The organism is Enterococcus sp. DIV1639a, assembly GCF_050530445.1.
GTDB lineage: Bacteria > Bacillota > Bacilli > Lactobacillales > Enterococcaceae > Enterococcus_B > Enterococcus_B hirae.
Map to the genome: position 1 here is coordinate 989,826 of NZ_CP172886.1, position 25,032 is coordinate 1,014,857.

17 protein-coding genes and 1 riboswitch are annotated in these 25,032 nt (G+C 36.9%); of the genes, 11 read left to right on the top strand and 6 right to left on the bottom strand.

Annotated elements, in window-relative coordinates; genetic code table 11:
* Positions 1-109: 109 nt before the first annotated feature.
* Positions 110-958 (top strand): bifunctional hydroxymethylpyrimidine kinase/phosphomethylpyrimidine kinase, encoded by an 849-nt coding sequence (thiD, locus tag IGJ32_RS04535; RefSeq protein WP_342081926.1) that lies wholly within the window; start codon positions 110-112, stop codon positions 956-958.
* 189 nt (positions 959-1,147) lie between these two features.
* On the opposite strand, the gene cls is transcribed toward thiD, so the two are convergent.
* Positions 1,148-2,599, bottom strand: coding sequence for a cardiolipin synthase (cls, locus tag IGJ32_RS04540; protein WP_010737327.1), 1,452 nt, complete (start codon positions 2,597-2,599; stop codon positions 1,148-1,150).
* A 350-nt stretch (positions 2,600-2,949) separates the two neighbouring features.
* Between cls and IGJ32_RS04545 the strand changes: the two genes are divergently transcribed.
* The 3 genes from IGJ32_RS04545 (at position 2,950) to IGJ32_RS04555 (ending at position 9,595) form a co-directional block, all read left to right on the top strand.
* A complete protein-coding gene (locus IGJ32_RS04545) occupies positions 2,950-5,616 on the top strand; it encodes a cation-translocating P-type ATPase (protein WP_342081927.1) in 2,667 nt (888 codons plus the stop codon).
* Between the two features lie 384 nt (positions 5,617-6,000).
* The gene (locus tag IGJ32_RS04550) at positions 6,001-6,729 is read left to right on the top strand and encodes a class I SAM-dependent methyltransferase (RefSeq protein WP_034867499.1); all 729 of its coding nucleotides are present in this window, start codon (positions 6,001-6,003) and stop codon (positions 6,727-6,729) included.
* A 670-nt stretch (positions 6,730-7,399) separates the two neighbouring features.
* Positions 7,400-9,595: a putative mucin/carbohydrate-binding domain-containing protein gene (locus IGJ32_RS04555; protein ID WP_342081928.1), complete on the top strand. Its 2,196-nt coding sequence runs from the start codon at positions 7,400-7,402 to the stop codon at positions 9,593-9,595.
* A 207-nt stretch (positions 9,596-9,802) separates the two neighbouring features.
* Here IGJ32_RS04555 and IGJ32_RS04560 read toward each other — a convergent pair whose 3' ends face one another.
* Entirely contained in the window at positions 9,803-10,954 is a 1,152-nt protein-coding gene (locus IGJ32_RS04560) for a hydroxymethylglutaryl-CoA synthase (RefSeq protein WP_373169141.1), read from the bottom strand.
* Positions 10,955-11,139: 185 nt separating this feature from the next.
* Here IGJ32_RS04560 and IGJ32_RS04565 point away from each other — a divergent pair, with 185 nt between their 5' ends.
* The 3 genes from IGJ32_RS04565 (at position 11,140) to IGJ32_RS04575 (ending at position 16,213) form a co-directional block, all read left to right on the top strand.
* Positions 11,140-13,581 carry a hydroxymethylglutaryl-CoA reductase, degradative gene (locus IGJ32_RS04565; RefSeq protein WP_342081929.1) on the top strand — a complete coding sequence of 814 codons (2,442 nt, stop codon included), beginning with the start codon at positions 11,140-11,142 and terminating at the stop codon, positions 13,579-13,581.
* Between the two features lie 221 nt (positions 13,582-13,802).
* Positions 13,803-13,970, top strand: a riboswitch (M-box (ykoK) riboswitch).
* Between the two features lie 281 nt (positions 13,971-14,251).
* Positions 14,252-15,391 (top strand): FtsW/RodA/SpoVE family cell cycle protein, encoded by a 1,140-nt coding sequence (locus IGJ32_RS04570; protein WP_010719601.1) that lies wholly within the window; start codon positions 14,252-14,254, stop codon positions 15,389-15,391.
* 45 nt (positions 15,392-15,436) lie between these two features.
* Positions 15,437-16,213 carry a phosphatase PAP2 family protein gene (locus IGJ32_RS04575; protein ID WP_034700241.1) on the top strand — a complete coding sequence of 259 codons (777 nt, stop codon included), beginning with the start codon at positions 15,437-15,439 and terminating at the stop codon, positions 16,211-16,213.
* A gap of 249 nt (positions 16,214-16,462) precedes the next feature.
* Here IGJ32_RS04575 and IGJ32_RS04580 read toward each other — a convergent pair whose 3' ends face one another.
* The 3 genes from IGJ32_RS04580 to IGJ32_RS04590 all read right to left on the bottom strand — a co-directional run bounded on the left by IGJ32_RS04580 (position 16,463) and on the right by IGJ32_RS04590 (position 18,537).
* Positions 16,463-17,179, bottom strand: a complete 717-nt coding sequence (locus tag IGJ32_RS04580) for a hypothetical protein (protein ID WP_034867500.1) — start codon at positions 17,177-17,179, stop codon at positions 16,463-16,465.
* Between the two features lie 231 nt (positions 17,180-17,410).
* On the bottom strand, positions 17,411-17,665 hold the full coding sequence (locus IGJ32_RS04585) for a hypothetical protein (RefSeq protein ID WP_010719598.1): 255 nt from the start codon (positions 17,663-17,665) through the stop codon (positions 17,411-17,413).
* A gap of 20 nt (positions 17,666-17,685) precedes the next feature.
* Entirely contained in the window at positions 17,686-18,537 is an 852-nt protein-coding gene (locus tag IGJ32_RS04590) for an aldo/keto reductase (RefSeq protein WP_342081930.1), read from the bottom strand.
* A gap of 171 nt (positions 18,538-18,708) precedes the next feature.
* Here IGJ32_RS04590 and IGJ32_RS04595 point away from each other — a divergent pair, with 171 nt between their 5' ends.
* The 4 genes from IGJ32_RS04595 to tuf all read left to right on the top strand — a co-directional run bounded on the left by IGJ32_RS04595 (position 18,709) and on the right by tuf (position 22,335).
* Positions 18,709-19,713, top strand: coding sequence for a nucleoid-associated protein (locus IGJ32_RS04595; RefSeq protein WP_010719596.1), 1,005 nt, complete (start codon positions 18,709-18,711; stop codon positions 19,711-19,713).
* A 341-nt stretch (positions 19,714-20,054) separates the two neighbouring features.
* Positions 20,055-20,435: a VOC family protein gene (locus IGJ32_RS04600; RefSeq protein ID WP_207414565.1), complete on the top strand. Its 381-nt coding sequence runs from the start codon at positions 20,055-20,057 to the stop codon at positions 20,433-20,435.
* Between the two features lie 44 nt (positions 20,436-20,479).
* A complete protein-coding gene (locus tag IGJ32_RS04605) occupies positions 20,480-20,884 on the top strand; it encodes a GNAT family N-acetyltransferase (protein ID WP_342081932.1) in 405 nt (134 codons plus the stop codon).
* 263 nt (positions 20,885-21,147) lie between these two features.
* On the top strand, positions 21,148-22,335 hold the full coding sequence (gene tuf, locus IGJ32_RS04610) for an elongation factor Tu (protein WP_010719593.1): 1,188 nt from the start codon (positions 21,148-21,150) through the stop codon (positions 22,333-22,335).
* A 105-nt stretch (positions 22,336-22,440) separates the two neighbouring features.
* Here the strand turns inward: tuf and mprF are convergent, their stop codons facing one another.
* Positions 22,441-25,026 (bottom strand): bifunctional lysylphosphatidylglycerol flippase/synthetase MprF, encoded by a 2,586-nt coding sequence (mprF, locus tag IGJ32_RS04615; RefSeq protein WP_010737339.1) that lies wholly within the window; start codon positions 25,024-25,026, stop codon positions 22,441-22,443.
* Between the last annotated feature and the right edge of the window lie 6 nt (positions 25,027-25,032).

Genomic DNA, 25,032 nt, shown 5'->3' on the forward strand with positions numbered 1-25,032 from the left:
TGCAATCAACAATTGTCCATCCACTACGATTTGATTCCTTAAAGTAAGAAGTGGTATAGTTGTGTAGAATAGGGAATGAGTTGGAAAAATAAAAAAGGGAATGAAGCGTATGAACGACCAATATGTACAAGTCATGACGATCGCGGGATCAGACAGTGATGGAAGTGCAGGAATGCAAGCAGATATGCATACTTTCTTTACCCGTGGCGTCTATGGTGTATCAGTTATGACGGCTTGTGTGGCAGGAAATTCTTATGGGATCGGAGCAAGTGTGACCTTACCAAGTGAGTTCATTGATAAAGAATTTTCTTTGATCGCTGAAGACTACCAAATAAGAGCGGCTAAAACAGGTGTGCTAGCTGATGCAGAATTGATTGAAACAGTAGTTAAAAATTATCAACAGTATAACTTCGGTCCTTTAGTGGTCGACCCGGTAATCGTGACGAAGCATGGGAATCTATTATTAGAAGAGGCTGCTTTAAGTAGTCTGAAAGAAAAACTAGTACCGTTAGCGACTGTCTTGACGCCGAATTTCTATGAAGCAGAGAAATTAACTGGACGAACCTTAACGACAGATGAAGATTATGTTCAGGCCGCTGTTGACTTACAAGCAATGGGTGCCAAAAATGTGATGATCAAAGGATTTCATACGAAAGAAAGTAATCAAGAAGAAGTAAGAGATTATGTGTTGCTGGAATCTGGACGATCATTTTGGTTAAGTGCAGTCTTTTACCCAACAGATCGAATCAACGGTACAGGAGACACATTGTCGGCTTGCATTGCTGCAGAATTAGCGAAAGGAAAAACAGTAGAAGAAGCAATCCGAACGGCAAAAGACTATGTCAATATTGCAATTGGTGAAGAAATCATTGTCGGTCACAAGTATGGACCCATCAATCACTGGGCAGCAGAAAAGCAACTCTCAGCAAAAAACTGTTCTTCAAAGAAGAATCAATAGGTATCTAAAAGAATCGTTTTTTTTTGCTTTTATAAGTTTTCAAAAAAGTATAAGTGAATCATAATGTTTTTAATAGTAAAAATGAAAATGGGACTGAAAAAATCAATTCTGATTCTTCAGTCCCATAAATTATAGAGCCTTTTTTGTGGATCAAGCAAAAAACTCATTTTAAATTTGAATGTTTATGATTTATAAGATAGGTGAAAACAAACGAGAAATTTGTTGTTTGAATAACAACCAGCCAGACATTTCTTTGACTGTTTCCGTGGTCATCGGTGTACATTGTTTTTCATCTTGTAAAAATTGATCTGCTAACTGGGTTAAAAAGGCTGGATCATAAATGACAGCACTGGTTTCGAAGTTCAACCGATAACTTCGAACATCTTGATTGGCAGAGCCGACCATACAAATTTCATCATCCATGATCAATGTTTTCGCATGTAAAAAACCATTCTCATAAACCAAGATTTGAACGTTTTCTTTGATCAATTGACGTGCATAATATTGGGTTGCTCGGTAAATAAACGGATGATCAGGTTTATTAGGAATCATGATCTTGACTTCTACGCCAGAAGAAGCGGCAATTTTTAAGGCAGCGATCACACTTTCATCTGGAACCAGGTAAGGTGTTTGAATCCATACCCGTTTTTTAGCAGCTGTGATCAATTTAATAAAGGATAATTTAATTTGTTCACGTTCGTTGTTAGGACCGCTTGATACTAGTTGAATCGAAGTATTTTCATGCTTGTCGTCTTTCCCAAGTTCTTTTTGAAAAAAGTAATCAAGATGATAGGCAACCTTCTTTTGTTCGGGTACTGAAACATTCCAATCCGTTAGAAAACGTAGCTGTAATAATGAAGCAGCAGCGCCATAGATTCGAATATGAGTATCACGCCAATAACCAAACTTTTTGGTTGGATTGACATATTGATTGGCGATGTTAAAGCCACCGGTATAGCCGATTTTACCATCGATCACGACGATTTTACGATGGTCGTGATAATTTAAGCGGAATCGAAGTAATGCTCTTTGTGACGTGACGAATGTATGGACGTGACCGCCATTTTGGATCAAACGGTTAAAGTCTTTCGGTTTAGTGCCGTGTGAGCCAAACGCATCATATAATAAGCGGACTTCAACCCCTTCAGCAGCTTTTTCTTCAAGTAATGTCAAGATTTGTTGTCCGATGTTGTCCGTGACGAATGCATAATATTCGATATGAATCGAATGCTTTGCCTGCCGAATATCACTTAATAGAGAAGTTAATTTTTGTTGACCATCTGTTAATAAAGTGACGGAATTACGTCGGGTTAATGGCATGCGATTTAAAGAAGAGAAGAAGTCAACAAATTGTTGATGCTCTTCATTATCCATGACGGGATCATAGTGATCGATCGTATCTCCTTTGAAATCTTGAAAATTTTCTAGTTCTTTCAAGTCGCTTTGTCTCAAATAAAATTTTTTCTTATCAGTCAATCCGCGACCGAAGAAGAGATATAGGATAAATCCAAGACCTGGAAGAGCAAATAGTACGAGCAACCACGCCCAGATTGCAGCTACGTCACGAGGTTTGATTAAAATAGTTACTAAAGCAATTAGTGCATTGATGAAATAAAGGATCGTGAGTATAGTGATAACCAAAATAGCTTCCTCCTTATTTAGAATAACAAACAGTATTATATCATGAGAATCCTTAGAATCCTAAATTTGAAGTTGCAGAGATTATAAAGTGGTTTGAAAAAATAAAGAACCACAAGGCAAAGTGGTTGCAATTTTCTATTCATTCATGTAGGATAAGAATATAGTTGAATATCTCCTTAGGGGAGTAACCGACAACGTTTGTTGTGATAATATCAACAGTAAGTTAACCATTTGGTTTTCTGGTATTGTATGAAATGGTGAGACCTAAGACAAATCCGCATTTGTCTTAGGTCTCTTTTTTTTCAGTCAGAAAACTTTTTGGTAACGAAAAACAAAATGGGGGATGGAATTTGGAAAACAAAGAACAGGCTCAGCAAGTTGTCTATAAAGAACCAATTGACTCGCTGATGCAAAAAACACAGAGCTCAATCGATGGTTTGAGTACATCACAAGCAAAAGAAAAGTTAGAAAGAGACGGATTGAATCAGTTAAAAGAAGCACCTAAGAAGCCAACGTGGAAATTGTTTTTAGAAACTTTTAAAGATGCAATGGTTATTGTCTTATTGATTGTCGCTTTGATTCAAATGGTCATGGGAGATTATATCGAATTTTTCGTTATTTTTGCCGTATTGATGTTGAACTCCGTGATTAGTGTGATCCAAACGAAGAAAGCAGAAGGTTCTTTAGAGGCATTGAAAAATCTTTCTGCACCTGATGCACGTGTGATTCGTGATGGAAAAGAAAAAACGATCCCTGCGAATGAACTGGTTGTAGGAGATATCGTTTTATTGGAAGCAGGAGATTATGTCCCTGCCGATGGTCGGTTGTTAGAAGCTGGATCATTGAAAGTGGATGAAGGGATGCTAACTGGTGAATCGACAGCATCGGAAAAAGAAGTAACTGATATTAGTCAGACAGTGCCGATTGGTGATCGTATCAACATGGTATTTAGTGGAACAATCATTACTTATGGTCGTGGGAAATTCTTAGTTACCGCTACTGGAAATAACACAGAAATCGGTGAGGTGGCAGGGTTACTTGAATCAACAACTGAACAAGTAACACCACTACAGCGTGGATTAGATAAATTTAGTAAGAAGTTAAGTTTAGCGATTTTAGCTTTATCGTTAGTTATTTTAGGTATCCAATTGTTCCGAATCTATCTTGGCGGCGGCACAGGTGATTTAACTGCTGATATCGTTAGTGCAGTAATGTTTGCAGTCGCTGTTGCGGTTGCTGCCATCCCAGAAGCATTACAATCAATCGTAACGATCGTTTTATCCTTGGGAACCAATAAAATGGCGAAGCGACATGCTATTATCCGAAAATTACCAGCAGTGGAAACACTGGGTTCGACTAGTATTATTTGTACAGATAAAACTGGGACATTGACCCAAAATAAGATGACGGTAGTTGATTATTATCTAGCGAACGGTTCGACTGGAGATTTTACCGATGATCCAAAAAAATGGACAGACGATGAAAGACGGTTGATTGAAATCAGTGTATTAGCCAATGATGCTTCCATCAGTGAAGATGGTACGAAACTTGGAGATCCGACAGAGGTAGCGTTTATTGATTTTAGTGAAAAATTGAATCAACCGTATCAAGAAATCCGTAACAACTATCCAAGAAAAGCTGAATTACCATTTGATTCTGACCGAAAATTAATGTCGACTGCTCATAACATTGATCAGGGACACTATCTTTTTGTTAAAGGTGGACCAGATATCGTGTTTGCTCGCAGTAAAAAGGTCTTGCTAAATGGTGAAGTTGTACCAATGACAGAGGAATTGATGAAACAATTCAAAGAACAAAATGAAGCTTTCTCAAACAAGGCATTGCGTGTTTTAGCCTTTGCTTATCGCCCAATTGAAAGTCCAGAGTTGTCATTTGAAGATGAAAATGACTTGATTCTAGTTGGATTACTTGCCATGATCGATCCTCCAAGAGCAGAAGTCACACAAGCAGTTAAAGAAGCTCGAAGCGCTGGAATTAAAACGATTATGATCACTGGAGACCACAAAACGACTGCTGTTGCGATCGCGAAAGAAATTGGGATCTTTGCAGAAGGAGATCAAGCACTTACAGGGACAGAGTTAGATGAATTGACCGAAGATCAATTAAACGAAGTCTTGGAAAAAGTGACTGTATACGCACGTGTATCTCCTGAAAACAAGATCCGAATCGTACGTGCATGGCAAACAAAAGGACACATTTCTGCGATGACAGGCGATGGAGTTAATGATGCTCCGGCCTTGAAACAAGCGGATATTGGTGTTGCCATGGGTACGGGTACGGATGTATCGAAAGATGCGGCAGCGATGGTCTTGACCGATGATAACTTTGCTTCAATCGTTAGTGCCGTAGAAGTAGGACGTAATGTTTTTGATAATATCAAAAAGGCGATTGCCTATTTATTCTCTGGAAACTTAGGTGCGATCATTGCGATTGTCTTCGCTTTAGTTGCTGATTGGTCCAATCCATTTACAGCATTACAATTATTGTTTATCAACTTAGTCAACGACTCATTACCAGCGATTGCTTTAGGAACAGAAAAAGCCGAACCAGCTACAATGAAACGTCCACCAAGAGATCCAAATTCAGGAATCTTTACCGATAAAACATTGATTTCGGTTACTTATCGAGGCGTACTAATCGGTATCGCAGTCATTTTTGCGCAGTGGTTAGGAATGCAACATTCACCAGAATTTGGCGTAGCAATGTCGTTTTCAACATTGATCTGGTGTCGAACATTACAAACATTCCCTGCGCGTTCTAACACACAAACAGCGATCCAAGCAGGTTTCTTCGCAAATCGAAGCGTATTGTTAGCTGTTGTAGTATGTAGTGCATTGTATTGCTTGACGATGATCCCAGGCTTGAAAGAAGTCTTTTCAATTCCAGCAGCATTTGGTTTGACAGAAGTCTTTACGTCAATCGGGATTGCCTTAGTAACGATCATTTTAATGGAAATCACAAAACTGATCCTTGTACACGTACAAAAAGAGAAATAAAAAGGAATACCTGGGATAATTTTTTGATGTGCTATTCAAAAGTTAATAGCAGAGTATTTCACCAACAGGCTGGTATGGCTTCGGGATTCAACCGAATGTATACCAGCCAGTTTTTTGTTCAATGACAGCTTTATTCTTTACTTGATGATAGCTGTCTAATATACATAGTGAAGAACTATATCAGCAATTTAAAAATTTGGCTCTGATGAGATAGAAAGAAAGGAAAACACATGTGAATCATGTATAATGAAAGGATAGAAATTTTAAAAATAATTATTTCGATAAGCCTAAGAGCAGGTTGGTTTTGGTTATGAATTAGTCAGTGTACTATTTATTCCGAAAAGTGAAAATGCGATATAAAAATAGAGAAATAGAGGAATGAAAATGAACGAAGAAGAATGGGACGCCTTTGCAAGCGATTACTACATGAATCAAAAAGAATCAGACAAAACAATTGTCCGAGATGTCATTGAGTATCTAAAAAAAGAAGCTGCATTACCAACTGAGAAAATAGTGGATGTAGCAGGTGGCGCTGGACGCTATCTAGCGATGTCAAAAGAAGCAACTACATATGAATTGATAGATTTTTCGGATGAAATGTTGAAGTTTGCTACTGAAGAAGCAGCTAGATTGGGGAGGGAAAACATTCATCTAACGAAACAGACTTTTTCTGAATTTCTGGAAAATGGAAAAACGTATGATTTTATTTTCTCTGCTTCTAATCCGGCTTTAGACGATTCCGTAAAGTTAAGTAGAATGTTAACAAAGATGAAAAAATATTGTGTCATCCTAAGAGTTGTCTCTTCTAAAGAAGATCTGTTTACATCGTTGGAAAAAAAATTAGGAATTTTCGAAGAAGATGCTGTGACTTCACCAGTAATAATGGATCAATTGGAAACTTATTTAAAAGATGAAGAATGGTCCTATAAAAGAAAAGAATTTACGTATACGTTTAAAGAAGAAATTACGGAAGATTTTATGAGAGCTTATTATCAAGAATACCTAGAAGAAACAATTTTTAAAGAGTATATTCAAAAATATTTTGACCCAAAAGAAAAAATTGTTAGTACAACGATGTTGACCTATCGGCTACTACTAATCAAGAAGGAGTGACCCAAAATGGGCATGACTAGTTTTGTTTACTCTAAGAATATAGAGAAAAACGATTTATCTCTTAGGACGGATTGACGAGGAACGACTTTTTGAACACCGTTTATCCGTCTTTAGAGATATGATGAGAAGAGACTGAGGCAAGTTGTGATATGCTCCCCCTATACAGGACTTTTATATTTCAGTGTCCTATATAGGGGGAGCATATCAGATTGGCTCAGTCTTTTTTTTGTTGTGGCTAATGGAGTAATCGAAAATTAACGTAAAAGAAAAAACACTTATATTTGCTTGTGTCTTAACAATTCACTCTAAGAAATCGGCCTAAAACTATTTTTTGACTGTTGGTTATCTTTCTAAAATAATAAACGGAGAAAAATGAGTTGTCAGATATATTGGTCTTATGTTTTCTTAACTGTTTTAAATCATTTTTATTATTTTATAAAATAACAAATCATTGAAATGTTTGTTTTGGAAAATTATAGCTTGCATCTTAATTATTTCTTTAAAAAAATAGTTTAATTGAAGTGAAAGTATAATTTTTATTGTGGTTGTTGACTATTTTATTTATACTTAAATGTATACGATTGCTTTGTTTGATTAAATGGCAATTTGTATAAAATTACATAACAGGAGGTTTTTTGTTTGAAAAAGATTTTTTTTGATAGGGTTATCAGTGTTATTTTTTGGTTGTTTGTTTTCTACGAATGTTCAGGCGCAAGAGGTAATTAAAAAAGAGATTTTTAGTATTCCTGAACCAACTTGGATCTTCAATGCAGGGATGAATAAAGGGAAAAATCATGATCGCCAGGATTTAGGATTTATCTTGCCAGAAAATGTTGAATTGAGGATTAGACAAACAAATAAACAATTCAAAAATAAATTAAGATTGAGATTGTTAGGTAATGCCTCAAGTATCGAAAAAAGTATCTTAGTTGATTCAGAATGGGTAAGTATAAGTGCAGATAATCCTTTAGTTCCGTTTATTGATACGCCATATGGAGAAGAAGCTGCTCAGATTGAATATGAAATCGTCACTTCTGAACGTATTAAACCATTACCAGTTTATAGTTATCATGGAGATGATACTATGTTTCTTTCAATGTGGGACAAGTTCGATGCTGAATATGCTTTGATTAAAGGACCAGATTTTCAATTACTTGTTCCTAAAAATGATAAAGAAAAAGTAAGAAACTTGAAAGATTACCGTTCCTTAGATGAATTGATCGAACACTACATCGAATTGTTTGGTTATTATAATCAAATGGCTGGTTTTGATAACTCATCTAAAGAAAATCAAAATGGAGTGAATCGCTTTTTCTTGAAAGCAGATAAAAACGGAGGTGTCGGTGCTTATTATTCTTCAGAATGGGCAGCAAATAGCTATAGCACAGTCGAGTGCTGGTTAACTGAAGACAGTTGGAAAGTGTTGCATGAAATTGCACATGGCTATCAAGCTGGCTTCGATAACATAGGGATGTATACAGGAGAAGTCTCGAATAACTTATTTGGTGTGCAGTATCAATATCTTATCTATGGAAAAGAAGCAGATGAAAAAGGTTGGCTATTTAATTATGGTAAAAAAGAAGAGGTAGAAAACGCACTATACGAAAAGCTAATCAATCAGAATGGAACTTATGCTGATGCTGATCTGCGCGAAAAATTAATTTTATTAACAATGTTAAAACAAAAAGCAAATGATGATTCGTTTACAAAGATGTATCAGGAATATCGTAAAATAGCTAATCAACCAGATTTTAATCGCAACGATTACCCATTACCTGATTTAATGAATCGTATCTATAGTGAAAATAGGCAACTAGATTTTTCAGGTGTTTTAGAGAAATGGGGATTGACGCTTGATCAAGTACAAGTTCAAAAAAATCGTGAGCATGGTTATCCGGCAGTCGCTTCTTTAGCTGATGTCGTACCAGAAAGTGAGTTGGCACGTGCGCGTGAATTAGTCGACCCATCTTATTTGATCAATTCTAATTTTGAGATGGTACAAAACAAGGAGATTGCTGCGCTAAATCTAAAAGGTGATCTTACGATTGAATTAAGTTTGAAAGATTTAAACCTATTAAAAGGTACCAAAATAACTTTAAAAGATGGAGCGAAAGAAATAGCTACTCAAGAAATCACTGGAGGAGTAGTCACTTTTAAAAACATTCCTAATGGCATCTATTGTGCAGAATTCTCTGGAAATCAAATGATGTATTTCATCCCACAGAATAGTTATGTTTACGTGAAAGAAGCAACAAATCATGCGGTTATTACGTTGGACGAAGTAAAAGATAGCCAAGTCATTGATTTTCATGGAGTGAATGACAGGAAGTTTGGCTCATTTACATTTAGAACAAACAAGAACAGTGATACTCAAGAAGCAATTGTTTCAGTTACGCACTCGAGACCTCATTATCGTTATGAGAATGAAACTTATGTAAAAGTAATGGTCAAAAGTAGTACAGGAGAACTGAAATACGAAAAAACGATCGAAGGCATAGAGTCTGTTACTGGTGAAGAAAATGTATCATTGAAAATAGGTGATATCGTTGAAATTTATCATGCAGAACCTAAAAACCGCTTCATTTCTTCTGAAGGGATCGTTGATACTACGCAATCGACCAATCGTTGGGTAGTAACCCAATTTGGATTAGAAAACCTAGCTTTGAAAAATGATGCCAAAGAGGATCTCAAAAAAAGAATTACGTCATTAGCCACTCAACTTTGGGATAAAGAGTTAGTCAATCCGGTTCCAAGTGACCGATCACCAGAAAAGAAATTGTTATGGGTGATGATGGATCAAACAACATTAAAAGAAAAATCAGAATATCGAACTTTATATTATATACTATTCAAAAAATGGTTCTAAATATTAAGAAGCATCATATAGTTTATGAAATAGGATAGAAAATCAAATAGCGACTTACAGTTATTTATTGTCACAACAATGTTGACAAAAGTAATTGCAAGCCGCTATTTTTTGTTTTACTGCTTTTTGTAGCTATATGTTAAAAGTTGCTTTTTTGCAAACATTTTTGATTACCTATTAAATCAATCAGGCAGTTGTCTCATATGGTTACTTGTAGTAACGAATGTCATTTTCAACTTTATAGATTGAAAATGGTACATCGGAAGAATATTCGGCTGTTTCCCCATGTTCAGGTAATTTTTCCTTGAAGATTGTTTCATATTGATCGACTGTGACAGCTTCTCTACCTTCTAACATTTCTTGATGTAGTTCAGTCAATAGGAAATCTTGATAGCCGTCTTGTAAGTAACCTGTGAAAAATTCACTGACAGCACCCGAACCATAGCTGAATAAGCCAATTCGATCACCTGATTTTAACACTTGTGAGTTTTCTAAAAGAGAAATCAATCCTAGATAAAGAGAACCAGTATAAAGGTTACCAATTCGCCGACTATAACGAATACTTTCTTCATAGCGAGTTAATAAGCGATTTTGTGTTTCTTCATCTGTCTGATCCAAGACACTTTGTAAGGCTTTTTTCCCCATTTTTGTGTAAGGAATGTGAAAACTTAGCGCATCATAGTCTTCTAAAGTAAATCCTGTTACCTCTTTATGTCGATTCCAAACTTTTTGAAAAGATTCGATATAAGTGGAGTTGGATAAAGGACCATCAACCACTGGGTAGTGCGCATAATCAGGACGCCAAAAATCATAAATATCTTCGGTTAAGAAAGTACTATCGTCTTCGATAGTGATGATTCGTGGATCTTTGGTAACCATCATAGCGACAGCACCCACACCTTGTGTCACTTCTCCACCACTAGCTAGACCATAACGGGCGATGTCACTAGCGATCACTAAAACTTTTCGATCTGGATGATTTTTTACATATTCTTTTGCCATGTGGAGAGCAGCAGTTCCACCATAACAAGCTTCTTTTACTTCAAACGAACGAGCAAAAGGTTGGACTTTCAATAAATGATGGATAATTACAGCACTCGCCTTTGAATGATCGATGCCAGATTCCGTTCCTACGATAACCATATCGATCAGCTCGCGATCTTCATTTGTGACGATCCTAGTAGCTGCATTTGCTCCTAAAGTCACGATATCTTCTGACACTCGGTTGATGGCCATTTGATCTTGGCCAATACCGATATGGTATTTAGCAGGATCATCTCCCCGACGTTCAGCTAACTCTGTCATATCTAAATATAAATTTGGAATAAAAAAGGAAAGACGATCAATCCCTACTTTCATTTCAACACCTCTTTACTCATGATAAAAAAACTTACTTTACTAAAGTATCATAAAAAGATTAAAAGAAATATAAAAAAGCGAATATTTAAGGATTTGTAAAATTTATTCCTAGATTTTTTTGAAGCTGTAGTGAGGTATTTGTTTTTAGCATAAACAATGGTATATTTTTCTAGGAGGTGACTGACTTGAAGGAAGTCGTTATTATAGATGCTGCGAGAACGCCAATTGGAAAGTATCGTGGCAGTTTAAGCAGTTTTTCTGCTGTAGAATTAGGAACAATCATTACAAAAGAACTGTTAGAAAAAACAGGTATCCATAAAGAAAACATCGATCAAGTAATATTTGGAAATGTATTACAAGCGGGGAATGGTCAGAATGTTGCCAGACAAATTTCTGTCAATAGTGGGATCCCTGTTCAGGTTCCTGCCATGACAGTCAACGAAGTATGTGGCTCAGGAATGAAGGCGGTTATTTTGGCTCGCCAATTGATTCAGTTAGGTGAAGCTGATCTAGTAGTCGCAGGAGGCACTGAAAGCATGTCACGTGCGCCACTGCTTCAGCAATATGAAGCAGAAAATGCAACTTATGAAGAGCCGATCTCAAGTATGGTCAATGATGGGCTGACAGATGCGTTCTCAAATGCACATATGGGCTTAACTGCTGAAAAAGTAGCGAATGAATTTTCCGTTACGAGAACAGAACAAGATCAATATGCGCTCAACTCACAAAAAAAAGCAGCTCACGCTAGTGAAAACGGGGTATTTGAAGCAGAAATTATTCCCGTTACTTTACCTGATCAAAGAATCATGGATAAAGACGAAGCCATCCGAGGGAATAGTACACTGGAAAAATTAGGGACTTTGAAAACTGTTTTTTCCGAAAATGGGACTGTGACAGCAGGAAATGCTTCTCCGTTAAATGATGGAGCATCGGTATTGATTTTAGCTTCAAAAGAATATGCGATCAAACATGGGCTTCCTTATCTTGCAACAATCAAGGCTGTTTCTGAAATTGGGATTGATCCGAGCATCATGGGAATTGCACCTATCTCAGCAATCCAAACATTATTGAAAAAAGCAGAAATTTCTATTGATCAAATCGATCGTTTTGAGATCAACGAAGCATTTGCGGCTTCATCGATCGTGGTCAATCGCAACTTAAAACTAGCTGAAGAAAAAGTCAATGTAGATGGTGGTGCCATCGCACTCGGTCATCCGATTGGTGCAAGTGGTGCTCGTATTTTGACAACATTAAGTTATGGCTTGAAACGAATGAACCAACAATATGGTGTGGCTTCTTTATGTATTGGTGGAGGCTTAGGACTAGCCATGTTACTTGAAGCAAATCTAGAAACGGAACAATCAAGTGACCAAAAAAAAAAGTTTTATCAACTGACGCCTGAACAACGTCGGAGTCAGTTGGTTAGTGAAGGAATCATCAGTCAATCACAAGCTGATGAATTAAAAGTAGGAACACTCTCTGAAGAAGTAGCCAATCATTTGATTGAAAATCAAATCAGTCAAGTTGAGATTCCTCTAGGGATTGCACCTAATTTTCAAATCAATGGAATCAAAAGGCAAGTACCGATGGCGACAGAAGAACCGTCTGTAATTGCTGCAGCCAGTAACGGTGCAAAAATATGTGGAGACATTATAGCAATTACACCACAACGCCTGATGCGTGGTCAGATTGTACTATCAGGGGAATTGGATAATCGAGGTATAACTGATGCTGTCATCGCCAGACAAGATGAACTACTAGCATGTGCGAATGCAAGTTATCCCTCGATCGTGAGACGTGGTGGTGGAGTGCAGGAAATCGCAACAAGAAACTTTAAGGGCAATAATTTGGATTACTTATCGATCGATTTCTTGGTTGATGTAAAAGATGCGATGGGAGCAAATATCATCAACGCTATCTTAGAAGGTGTTGCCCAGAAAATACGTTCCTGGTTTCCTAAAGAAGAGATTTTATTTAGTATTTTAAGTAATTTCGCAACAGAATCATTAGTAACAGCTAGTTGTGAGATTCCCTTCGAGCGATTGGGAAAAACGATTGAAGCAGGAAAGAGAATTGCTGAAAAAATCCAACAAGCTTCCGAGTATGCTAAATTAGATGTTTATCGGGCAGCGACACATAATAAAGGGATCATGAATGGCATCGAAGCTGTCATTCTTGCTACTGGAAACGATACGAGAGCTTGTGCAGCTGCCGTTCATGCGTATGCTGCGAAAGATGGTGCTTACCAAGGCCTGTCAGACTGGCAAATGATTGGAGATAAGTTAGTTGGACAATTAACGGTACCTTTGGCAGTGGCAACAGTTGGAGGGGCTTCTAGGATTCTTCCAAAAGCAAAGATTGCACTAGACATGTTGAAGATTGAATCAGCAAAAGAATTAGCTCAAATCATTGCTGCCGTCGGTTTAGCACAAAATTTAGCTGCTTTGCGGGCATTAGTGACAGACGGTATCCAAAAGGGGCATATGTCGCTTCAAGCTAGAGCCTTAGCGATCACAGTCGGGGCACAAGGAACTGAAATTGAACAAGTCGCTGAATTTCTAAGAAAAGCCGAAGGAATGAATCAGGACGTAGCTAGAAAATTTTTGATGCAATTACGTAAAAAATAAGTATTTATAAAAAAGAGAGACTGATTGGGATAACAGCAGAATGGATAAAAAGCTACTATTGTTTATTTATATGTTTATTCATATTATTCCTAGTCAAAAGCTCTCTTTTTTTGCTAATTGTCGGTAAAATTAAGGAAAAGGTTAAATATGACTAAATTTTTGTGAACTTTCTACGGGATGCTATTGTGAAATTGTTCGTTAAAGGATATACTTTTTTCAAATTTAATACTTGTTAGGCGAGGCTCCTAAACAAACATAGGCTATTGCGCAGAAACGTCGAAAGACGCCAATGTGTAAAACAGGAATTGTCGAATTAAGGCTCTTCATAAGATAGCTAAGAGAAATCTTTACGTTGTTTAGTGTCAAAACTCACACGATGAGATAGTTGTTGATGTACCCAACTTTAACAAATAAGCCGAAACTTCTAAAAATCTTTGCTGATTTTTGTGAATTTTCGGCTTATTTTTTGGAGTTGGATATTTACACCACTTACTTGAAAATAAATCACAGCACATTTTGATCACGCTACTTTTATTTTTCCTCATGTGAAAGTGACTCCTTTTGCCTAATAGAAAGGATGGCAAAATGGATACTAGTTGATAACGGATGTTTTGATAAGAAGATTAGAGAAATTCTGGTTACGAAAACTTTCGTTTAAGAGGTGTTGTGTGTGAAATCAAAATCATTTGAGTTTAATTATGCGTTATTTTTGCCGATTTTTCTTTTTTATTTATTAAGTATCGGTGTGCAATATGGAGCAGCAGTCTACGACCAAGTGCCTTATAAAACTATTGTTTTAAAACAAGTGATCTTTTGCATTGCTTCATTAGGACTTTTGTTACTGACACAAAAAATCAAGACAGCGTTATTGTTACGATTGTCTCCTTATTTTTATGCCATTTCATTAGCAATTATGAGTTTGCTCTACAAATTTTATGATCCAGTGATGTACCAATTAACCGATACGAAACGTTGGCTGAGGATTGGTAGTTTTACTTTTCAACCTTCTGAATTGGTTAAATTGACTTTTGCATTAGTTCTCGTTTATTTCACCTTGCTTTATGAAAAGAAAGTCAGTGAACGTACCGTGAAAACGGATCTGATCTATGTCTTTCAAGTTCTGTTGATCAGTTTACCAACTTTCTTGTTGATGTATATGCAAAAAGATTTTGGGACAAGTTTGGTATTTATTATTTGTTTGGGGGCTCTGTTCATGATTGCAGGGGTCCATTGGAAGATCTTGGCCGTATGTGCTAGTTTTTTATTTATTATTGGGGTCATATTGATTTGTCTAGTTTTTACGAAATACGGTAATGAGATCCTTTATAGTCTGAACTTTAAGACGTATCAATTAGACCGGGTGAGAGCTTGGATCGATCCTTTTGCTTATAGTCAATCGATCGGATACCAACAATCACAAAGCTTATTGTCTGTTAGTGCAGGTGGATTTAGTGGACGACCAGCTGAAATACCACCAATCTATGTACCAGTACGTGAATCAGATATGGTATTTACTGTAATTGCCGAAACGTTTGGTTTTTTAGGTAGCGTGACCGTCGTTTTTCTATATTTCTATCTTTTCTACCAAGTTATTTACACTGCGATACAGACAAACAATAAAGGAAATCTATATCTAGCGGTAGTACTCGTATTTGGACTATTATTTCAAATCGTAGAAAATATCGGCGCTTCGATTGGTTTACTGCCTTTAACAGGAATTCCTTTGCCTTTTCTAAGTCAAGGAGGAACCTCTTTGTTGATCATGGGAGGCGGATTAGGTATGATTTTAGGTTTTAAAAAAGTAGAATAAGTCATTTGTTTAGTCAGATGAAGTTAGAAAGTAAGTGAAAGTTTTATGAGTGATTATCAACAAAAAGCACTGAAATTATCAATCGTTCCATTATGTCTTTTGATTGGATTGATTTTATGCGTAAAAATCAATCCTCCATGGTTCGAAACACTAGATTTAGCGGTTTATACAAAGATCGATTTACCTAATTTTCCACAACTAACAGCGATTGTTCGTTTGTTTGCTAAGTTAGCAACGATTGGTCCGACCTTATGTTTCGCCTTTCTTTTTGCTTTTTATATTTGGAAAAAGAATTACCATTTGTTAGCGATTTGGAATATCTGTAATATCTTTGCGGTTAGTTTTTTTGGGTATATTCTAAAAAAGCTCATTGCACGAATCAGACCTGCCGTTTCACAATTGGAAATACGTACGAGTTACTCGTTTCCTAGTGGACATTCTTTATTATCCTTTGCGCTTTTCCTAACAATTATCTTATCGTTAAGTATTATTTGGAGTCGTCAGGATACCAGAAGAGTTGCTTGGTATCTTATCAGCTATCCATTGCTGATTGCAGCAACTCGATTATATCTAAGAGTCCATTATCCAAGTGATATTTTAGCTGGATTTTCGTTAAGTGCAGTAGTAGTTTTATTGTCTTATGTTGTTTGTTTCTCTTTTATCTCCACAGATTCAATATTGAAAACAAGGCAATTAGAGAAGAAAAAAACGCTTTTTTCTAAAAAGCAAAAAGTAGTTTTAGGTCTTTTAGTCCTTTTACTAGCAGTAATTATTTCTGGTGTCGCTTATGAACTGAATGTCTTTTATCATGCACATGGGTAAGCTGGATAAACATAACCAATAAACTAAGGGGGAGAGACCGCTTGGTTTTTTGGTCCTATCTTTTTTTAGATTGGTGAAGATTATTGACAGCTTTTGGTGATTCAAAGTAATAGAAAAAATATTTTACTATAAAAAAATGAGCAGAGGGCAATTGCCTTTCTGCTCATTTAACATTTTATGATTTCTCATTACTGGCATCATTTGACAAAAAGCCGTTTTTTGATGCGGTGGATAGATTTGTGAAACTGGTTATCTTTCTGAAATAGCTGTTGCAGCAAACTGTTCGATCAATGGGATCAATGTCAGTTTCACTTTGTATTTGCGTTCTAACGCTTTTTCAATTGTAAATTGGTTTTCTGCTGTCATTGAAATTTCAGCTAATTTACGTGGTTCATCTGAGGTTTTCTCATAGATGACTGCTGCATCAGCTTCTTTTTCTACATAAAATTTTGGATATTCCGCTACTGCGCTTGAAAAATCAGCGAAATTCAAAGCGGCAGTTTCAGTTGAGCGTTGTTTTTCAGTTGTTTCCGCTTTTGATACTTCAGCTGTTTTAGGTGATTCCACAGGTTTTGAGTCAGCAACTTTTGTTTCAGCAACAGGTGTAGAAACCTCTTGAGCAGTTGGTTCATCATTTTTAAGACGTTGATCATTCCAATAAGAAACGATTTCAATCAATAAGTTGTCACGGAAGCGTTCAAAAATGTCTTTTTCTCCTGAACGGATTCGTTTTAAGACAGTTGTGAAATTATCATCAATCGGTACATTGATGCGAGTATCTTCATTTGTTTTTCCTGCAAGTCCAATCGTTAAGATGTGGCGGTCTTTCGGATCAAGCATGACTTGTAAAGGTAAGCCGTAACGACGTAGACTTTCATCCTCTAAAGAATGAAATAATTGACTTCTGATTCCATCTAAAGAAGGACGGAATTGATTGAGTAATTTTTGTTTTTGTTTTTTCTTCATATGTTCTCTCCTTCGCTCATACCCTTTCGATTATAAGAAAAAAAAGATGAAATGAAAAGGATTATACGAAAAAAACTTAGATATGTATGTATTTATACGCATTTTTTTAGGAAAATATTTGTTTTTAACAGAAATGTTTCCTCTTTTTAGGTGTATATCAAAAGATAAGCCGATACGACACCGGCAAGAAAAACTCAGTGTGTATCGGCTTATCACGATCATTGAAGTCAGCTACGTTGTTTTGGAACAAGGAATCAAAGCAAAGACAGACAGTTCAGGTGAATAGATCACTTCATGTCCTTGCCAAGTCGTAACCATTAGCGAATGATCGAAACGGTTGGTTAGCTCTTGAATTTTTTGATCATGGGACCAGTTACGTGCTGGGAAGTGTTGGATCTTGTCTGGTCCGATCAAAAAGATGAAATCAGGATGAAAAGTACGAGTGATTTCTTCTGAGAGCCTTTCTAAACGTTCAATCGGAGTCATTGTTATCAAACATCCTTAAATTAAAATTGGGTAGTATCTGGATCTTTTGCTTTACCAACTACGCCATCTAATTGATCGATTTGTTGCAATTCTTCTTCTGACAGTTCAAAGTCAAAAAGTTCAGCATTTTCTTTGATCCGACTAGGAGTTACGGATTTTGGCAGAGGCAAGAAACCATGTTGTAAGGACCAGCGTAAAGCAACCTGAGCAATACTCTTTTGATGGGCTTTGGCAATTTCCTGCATCTCTGGTACATCGAAAATTTTTCCTGTGCCAAGTGGGCTGTAAGCTTCCAGGATCATTTCGTGTTTTTTGGCATAGTCAACGACTGCTGGTTGTAATTCACCAGGAGCTAAGAAAATTTGGTTGACCATTGGCATGATCTTGGCTGTTTTTTGTAACGCATCCAGATGATGGGGCAAGAAGTTGCTGACGCCAATGGCTTTGATTTTTCCAGCTTCATACAGCTCTTCAAAAGCTCGCCAAGTTTGGGCGTTTGCTTCTTCCCAATTGTCACGGAAAGCCACAGGATTAGGCCAGTGGATCAAGAAAAGATCAATATAATCTGTTTGTAATTTTTGTAGTGATTCTTCAAACGAAGACATCACTAAGTCATAACTGTGATTGGCATTCCAAAGTTTTGTTGTTAGAAAAATCTCTTCTCTGGGAATCCCACTTTCTTTGATCGCTTGACCGACGCTTTCCTCGTTTTTGTAACCTTGTGCTGTATCAATGTGGCGATAACCTGCAGCCAGCGCTTCTTTGACTGAAGAAACTGCGACATCGCCATCCGGTGTTTGCCAAGTACCAAAACCAACAATCGGAATTTCATAACCATTTGATAAACGATACGTATTTGTTAATGAATCCATATTCTCAACTCCTTAATTTTTAGTTCACTTTTAAGTGTAGCGCATTTTCTCAAAAAAGGAATCCATTTTGTTTAGGAGACAATTATTTTTTTCAAAAAAAGGAAAATAATGATTTTCGTTCTGGTATTTTGTATTGATTTTCCGTAAACTAAACCAGAAGGGAATGAGAACATGGATATTTATTTAAAAAAAGCAATTATGCATATTATTGATCGTGAAACGGGATCACCCGTATTTTCTCAACAAGAATTGGATCTGACTAAAGAGTTTATTCGAGATTTTTTACAAAAGAAAATCCAAAAAATTTCTTCTGCACAAACGAAAACAGGACAGCTGTCACCTGAAAGTATGATGGCGAAACAAGTCCAGGACTGTCAAGAAAACTTTGTAGCAGCAAGTGAAGGGATCGTTCAACGCTGGTTCGAGATCTATCAAGAAAGCGAAGAAGCACCAAGCGCTGATGTCTTTGTTGTTTTGTATGAAGTAGATACGGTGATGTATGTGGCTTTGTTAAAAGTCAATTACCGAGAATCCTATACACATTTTGTAGAGGCAGACGAAACAGGAATCGCCAATCAATTGATTTTGAATCGAGCGATATTGGGGGCAAAATCCCAAAAGGCAGATGAAGCGTTTGCGGTGGCGTTAACTGATTTAACCTATGAATTGATTGAAAAAAAATATGAGTTTTCTGGAAAAAAAGAACTCTATTTTTCGGGGAGAGTCATCGAAAGTGTTCCTGCGCCTTCATTAGAAGAGAATGTCAAAGTGATCCAAAAAGTAGCTAAAAGTTTAGGGAAAAAATTTGAAACTGAAGAATTTGATCTAGTGGCTGATTTAAAAGAGGCTGTTTATGATACGATCGAGGAAAAGGGCAGACTAGACCATGAAATGATTGCGGAAAAAGTCTTCAAAGAAAATATCACAGCGAAATTAGCTTTTCAAGAAGAAGTCCAAGAACAGGGATTTGTTGCTGAAGCTTTGCCAGTCAGAGAAGTCCAAGAAATTTCTGAGAAAAAATTTGGTAAACAAAAATTCAAGTTATCCAATGGAATCGAATTGATCGTCCCTGTAGACGTCTACCGAAATCCAGATTTGATCGAATTTGTTAATAACCCAGATGGAACAATCTCAGTCATGATCAAAAATGTAGACGAAGTATTAAATCGTTTATAATTATTAAAAGAATGCTTATTCAGAGAATACAATAAAATGTAGCAGACAAGAAAAGAGCCAAGAGAAACTATAGTGAACGTTAAAAGTTGGATTAAAAAGTTAACTTTTTTCGGTTAGTATAAAGTTTTCCTTGGTTTTTTTGCAGGTGTAAACTATATAAGTAGTGCATATCTTTAGATGTTTCAGAATGACAGCTTTCTTTTTACCAGATAACACCATTTCTTTTGTGAACTGATCACTAAGCGCAAAAGCCAAAATAATCACATCATTCTTTATCAAATAAAGAGAAAATGGTATAAAGGATAGGAAGAGATAACGAAAATATAAAGGAGTGTTACAAAATGAAAGTTGAACATATTGCTATTTGGGTTAATGATTTGGAAAAAATGAGAGCGTTTTATGAGAACTATTTTACTGCAGAAAGTTCAGAGAAATACACGAATCCTAAAACCCGGTTTCAATCTTACTTCCTGAATTTTACCTCAGGAAGTCGGATTGAATTGATTACAAAGCCTTTTTTATCAGATCGTGCAGTCGATACTTTTGGTTATGCTCATTTAGCAATTTCAGTGGGAACAAAAACAGAGGTGGATTCATTTGCTGAAACATTTGTAAAAGATGGCTTTCCACTGATCAGTGGACCAAGAACTACGGGCGACGGTTATTATGAAGCAGTTATCCAAGATCCTGAAGGAAATCTGATTGAGTTAACGACAGATTGAGACGGATTACATCATACAAAAATATAGCAAAGGATAGAAAGCACATGGAATTCAGCGAAGAGAAAAAAATTGACCTTGATGCATTGTTCGCGCTCTATACAGCTGTAGGATGGTCAGCCTATACGAAGGACATCCAACAATTAGCTCTGGGAATCCAACAATCTCTCAAAGTGATAACGGTATGGGACGAACAACAATTGATTGGATTGATCCGTAGTGTCGGGGATGGCGAAACAATTCTTTACATTCAAGATTTGCTTGTTCATCCAGCTTATCAAAACATGGGGATTGGGACACAATTAATCGAAAAAATGGTACAAGCTTATCCAAAAGTCAGACAAAAAGTTTTATTGACAGAAAATGAACAACGAACCCGTCGATTTTATGAAAAATGCCAATTTAAATCGGTAGCGACACAAGAAATGATTTGTTTTTATCGCGAATATTGATAGTTACGAAAGAGCCCATTGTAGTGAAAACAAGGAGATAGTCACAACAATTACGCATGGTTGGCTGATGAAAAATTAGTCATTAATCAGCATAAGTGTTCTTGGTTGACTTTGACCAAGTTTGACGTATAATACAAATTGTTCGATACTTACAAAAAGTAAGGCGGACAGATTCTTTTTGGATTTTTCCAAAGAAGTCTATAATGGACAACAGATGAGAGCAAAACTTTAAAGCTCTAAATTAATTAGGAGGTTTGTTAATTATGGCAAAAGAACATTATGATAGAAGTAAACCACACGTAAATATTGGAACCATTGGACACGTCGACCATGGGAAAACTACTTTAACTGCTGCGATCACTACAGTACTAGGTAAAAAAGGCTTAGCAAATCCTCAAGACTATGCTAGTATCGACGCAGCACCAGAAGAACGTGAACGTGGAATCACGATCAATACTGCTCATGTGGAATACGAAACAGACAAACGCCACTATGCACATATCGATGCACCAGGGCATGCGGATTACGTGAAAAACATGATCACTGGGGCAGCTCAAATGGACGGAGCAATCTTGGTTGTTTCTGCTACGGATGGCCCAATGCCTCAAACTCGTGAACACATTTTACTTTCTCGCCAAGTAGGCGTGAAATATTTGATTGTTTTCTTAAACAAAACAGATTTAGTCGATGATGAAGAATTAATTGATCTAGTAGAAATGGAAGTTCGTGAACTATTAAGCGAATATGGATTTCCAGGTGATGATACACCTGTAATCAAAGGATCAGCATTAAAAGCATTACAAGGTGATCCTGATGCAGAAGCAGCTATCATGGAATTGATGGACACAGTCGATGAATACATCCCAACACCAGAACGTGATACGGACAAACCATTATTGTTACCCGTCGAAGATGTATTTTCAATTACTGGACGTGGAACAGTAGCATCTGGTCGGATTGACCGTGGGGCTGTTCGAGTCGGTGATGAAATCGAAATCGTAGGGATCAAACCAGAAACGCAAAAAGCCGTAGTAACAGGAGTTGAAATGTTCCGCAAAACGCTTGATTACGGTGAAGCAGGGGATAACGTAGGTGTGTTATTACGTGGGATTCAAAGAGAAGACATCGAACGTGGCCAAGTGATTGCCAAACCTGGTTCAATTACACCTCATACTAAATTCAAAGCAGAAGTGTATGTTTTGACCAAAGAAGAAGGCGGACGTCATACACCATTCTTCAATAATTATCGACCACAATTTTATTTCCGCACAACTGACGTAACAGGAACAATTGTTTTGCCAGAAGGAACGGAAATGGTCATGCCTGGCGACAACGTAACGATCGATGTAGAATTGATTCATCCTGTTGCTATTGAAAACGGGACGACTTTCTCCATTCGTGAAGGTGGTCGTACAGTAGGTTCAGGTATCGTAACAGAAATCGAAGCCTAAGAACAAAGGATAGATAAATAAAAAAGACGCACGATTCAACAAGTCAGATGACTTTTAGAATCATGCGTCTTTTTTTCTTCCATCATTAGATATAAGTTGTCATATTCAGCGTTTTTGTAACCATTTCTTTAAACCTACTAATCGCTTTTTATGGTCAACTGGTGCATTATCAATGATCAATAATGCGATCATGACATAGGCAATCCAACTGTCACGTGAATAGGAAGTATAGCGGGAAGTCCAATGAGTCGCATATTTATCTTTATACTCACGCAAGCCGTGGAAAGAGTAAAAATGTGAACCAAATTCATAAACTAAGTAAGCAATTCGTTCTTGAATAAAACTTTTTCTTGAGGTTCCAACGTTGGATAATGGCGCCATCCCCAAGTTGAAAAACTCAATCTGTTCCTCTTTCATATACTCAAATAAATGAAGGAAAAGATAATCCATACTTCCAGCTGGTGCTTTCTCAGGATCATAACGCATCAAATCAATCGTGCCGATTTTGTTATCTGTGTAGGTTGGCATGATCGAAGCAAATGCTACTAAGTCTTGTTGTGGGTCTTTTAAAACAGCGATCGGTGCCCGCTGTAGATAATCTTCTGAGAAGAACCCCAGTGAAAAACCTTTTTCTTTTCGGCTTCCTAACCATTGATCAGAAATTTGTTTGAGTTCAGTCATCTGTGTCGCAGAAAAAGGTGGCTGAATAATCTCAAAAGTAAAACCTTCTCGGTCAATCCGATTCAAGATCGCACGTGATCCTTTCATTTTCTTTCCAGAAGTAGTGAAATTGGCTAATTCAACGTGTGCTTCTTCGCCCATTTTGATGAAGTCATAGCCGAATTCATGTAAAATCATCACGATTTCTTCACTCGTTTCATAAAAGACGGGGAGGTAACACAAACGATCAGTTTCTTCAATAAACGCTTCGATAGCAGCAGGAAAATCTTCTTTTTTACCCGAAGGATCGCCCATCACGATACATTTATTATTGTAACAAGCAAACTGTAATAAAACCGTTCCAACTTGGTCTTTTTCGTAAATAAACATGCGCTTGTCTTTTAAGAAAATCAATTGACTGTCAGAATTTCCGCCAAAGGTATGGAGGATATTTAACGCTTTTTCTTCATCCAACGGTTCGCCGACTTGCTGTTTCTTTCCTTGTAGGAAGTGGACGAAAAGAATGATGATAAAGCTTACTGCAATAATAGCAAATAATCCAGATAACCAAATCTTTTCTGACGGGAACAAAAAGAACGAAATAAAATGATGCTTACGATGAGGAAATGTTGGCAGATTATAAACGCCAATAATGATGTAAAGCAACGCTAAGGCACCAATAATCACACCATCAATCGTCAACCATTCCCATGAATAAATGATTTGTTCTCTAAATAATTCATTTTTCGAAGCAATTACGATCAACAACAGTAACAATAGGAAAATAGCTGCAGTAAAGCTAAAGTCAATAATCGTCACATAAGATGCTGCTAAAAAGATCAGTGCAATAGTTGGCCAATAGGCTCTTTTGACTCTTGCAGCAATCCCACGCCCCATGATGACAAAGAGAAATCCTAACAACATACTTGGGAATTGAATAATAAAATGCAACCTTAACGGATTGATACTATGCAGCCAACGAAACTCGGTAAAAGCTTGTGGGATCGTTGCTGAAAGAACCATCATGATACCAGAAAAATATAAAAGGACGACGACGGCTTTATGAGCAATCTCTGTTGCCAGCTGCTTAGGAATACCAGAATAACGTTGATCAAAGGTTGAGCCAATATTCTTAAAGAAAAAGACGATTCCGATCAAAAAAGGAATAATGTAATAAAAAATTCGGTACAGTAAGATCCAAACGACTACAGTTGCCTTTGGCACACCTATGGCAGAAAGACCGATAATCATCATGATATCAAAACTACCGATTTCACCAGGAATCATCGAGACGATTCCGATAACTGAAGCTGCGATAAAGAGCGGTATCGTTTGCCACAAATCGACTTTGATATCCATAAGTGCCCCAACTGCTAGAAAGGTGAACAAGACACCAGACCATTCTAAGATCGAGACAAGCAGCAATTGTCCTTGTGTTTTTAATGAGAGTCCTCCGAGGTAGCCCTCTTTTTTTAAGGTAGTGACTACAAAAACAAGTGGGAAGTATAACCCACCACCGATCAACCAAATCCAATACTGCTTAATAAAAGGCGCAACCGGTGCAAAAAAGACCATAAAAAAAGAAATCAAACTATAAATAGACAGTCCAGCCATTAGAAATAAAAAGATCTTCGACAAAGCTTGCATCAACTGCTTACTGTCTTTTTTATGACCGTATAATTCGGAGCGTAATCCGATGCTGACAAAGCCGCCAAAACCGGCAACATTGTTGATGGTATTGATCAACCAACTTGTTTCAAATAAATAACTCTTTTTTAATTTTTGTCCCAACAAGCGGTTAAGGATGATGTCATACCCAATCATCGGTGCAACAGATAGTAATCCAACAATGAGCATCAACCCCGTCTTCCAAAGTGGGATTGTTGCAAATGTTTCGGCTAATTGAGCGATCGATAGTGTTTTGCCAATATTGATCAATTCACTAACGATAATGACAACCACAGAAATTAAAAAGATTGTTTTAAAGAGACCTAAATGGTTTTTGAACCATTGTAAGGCTTGTTTTAACAAAAAAAT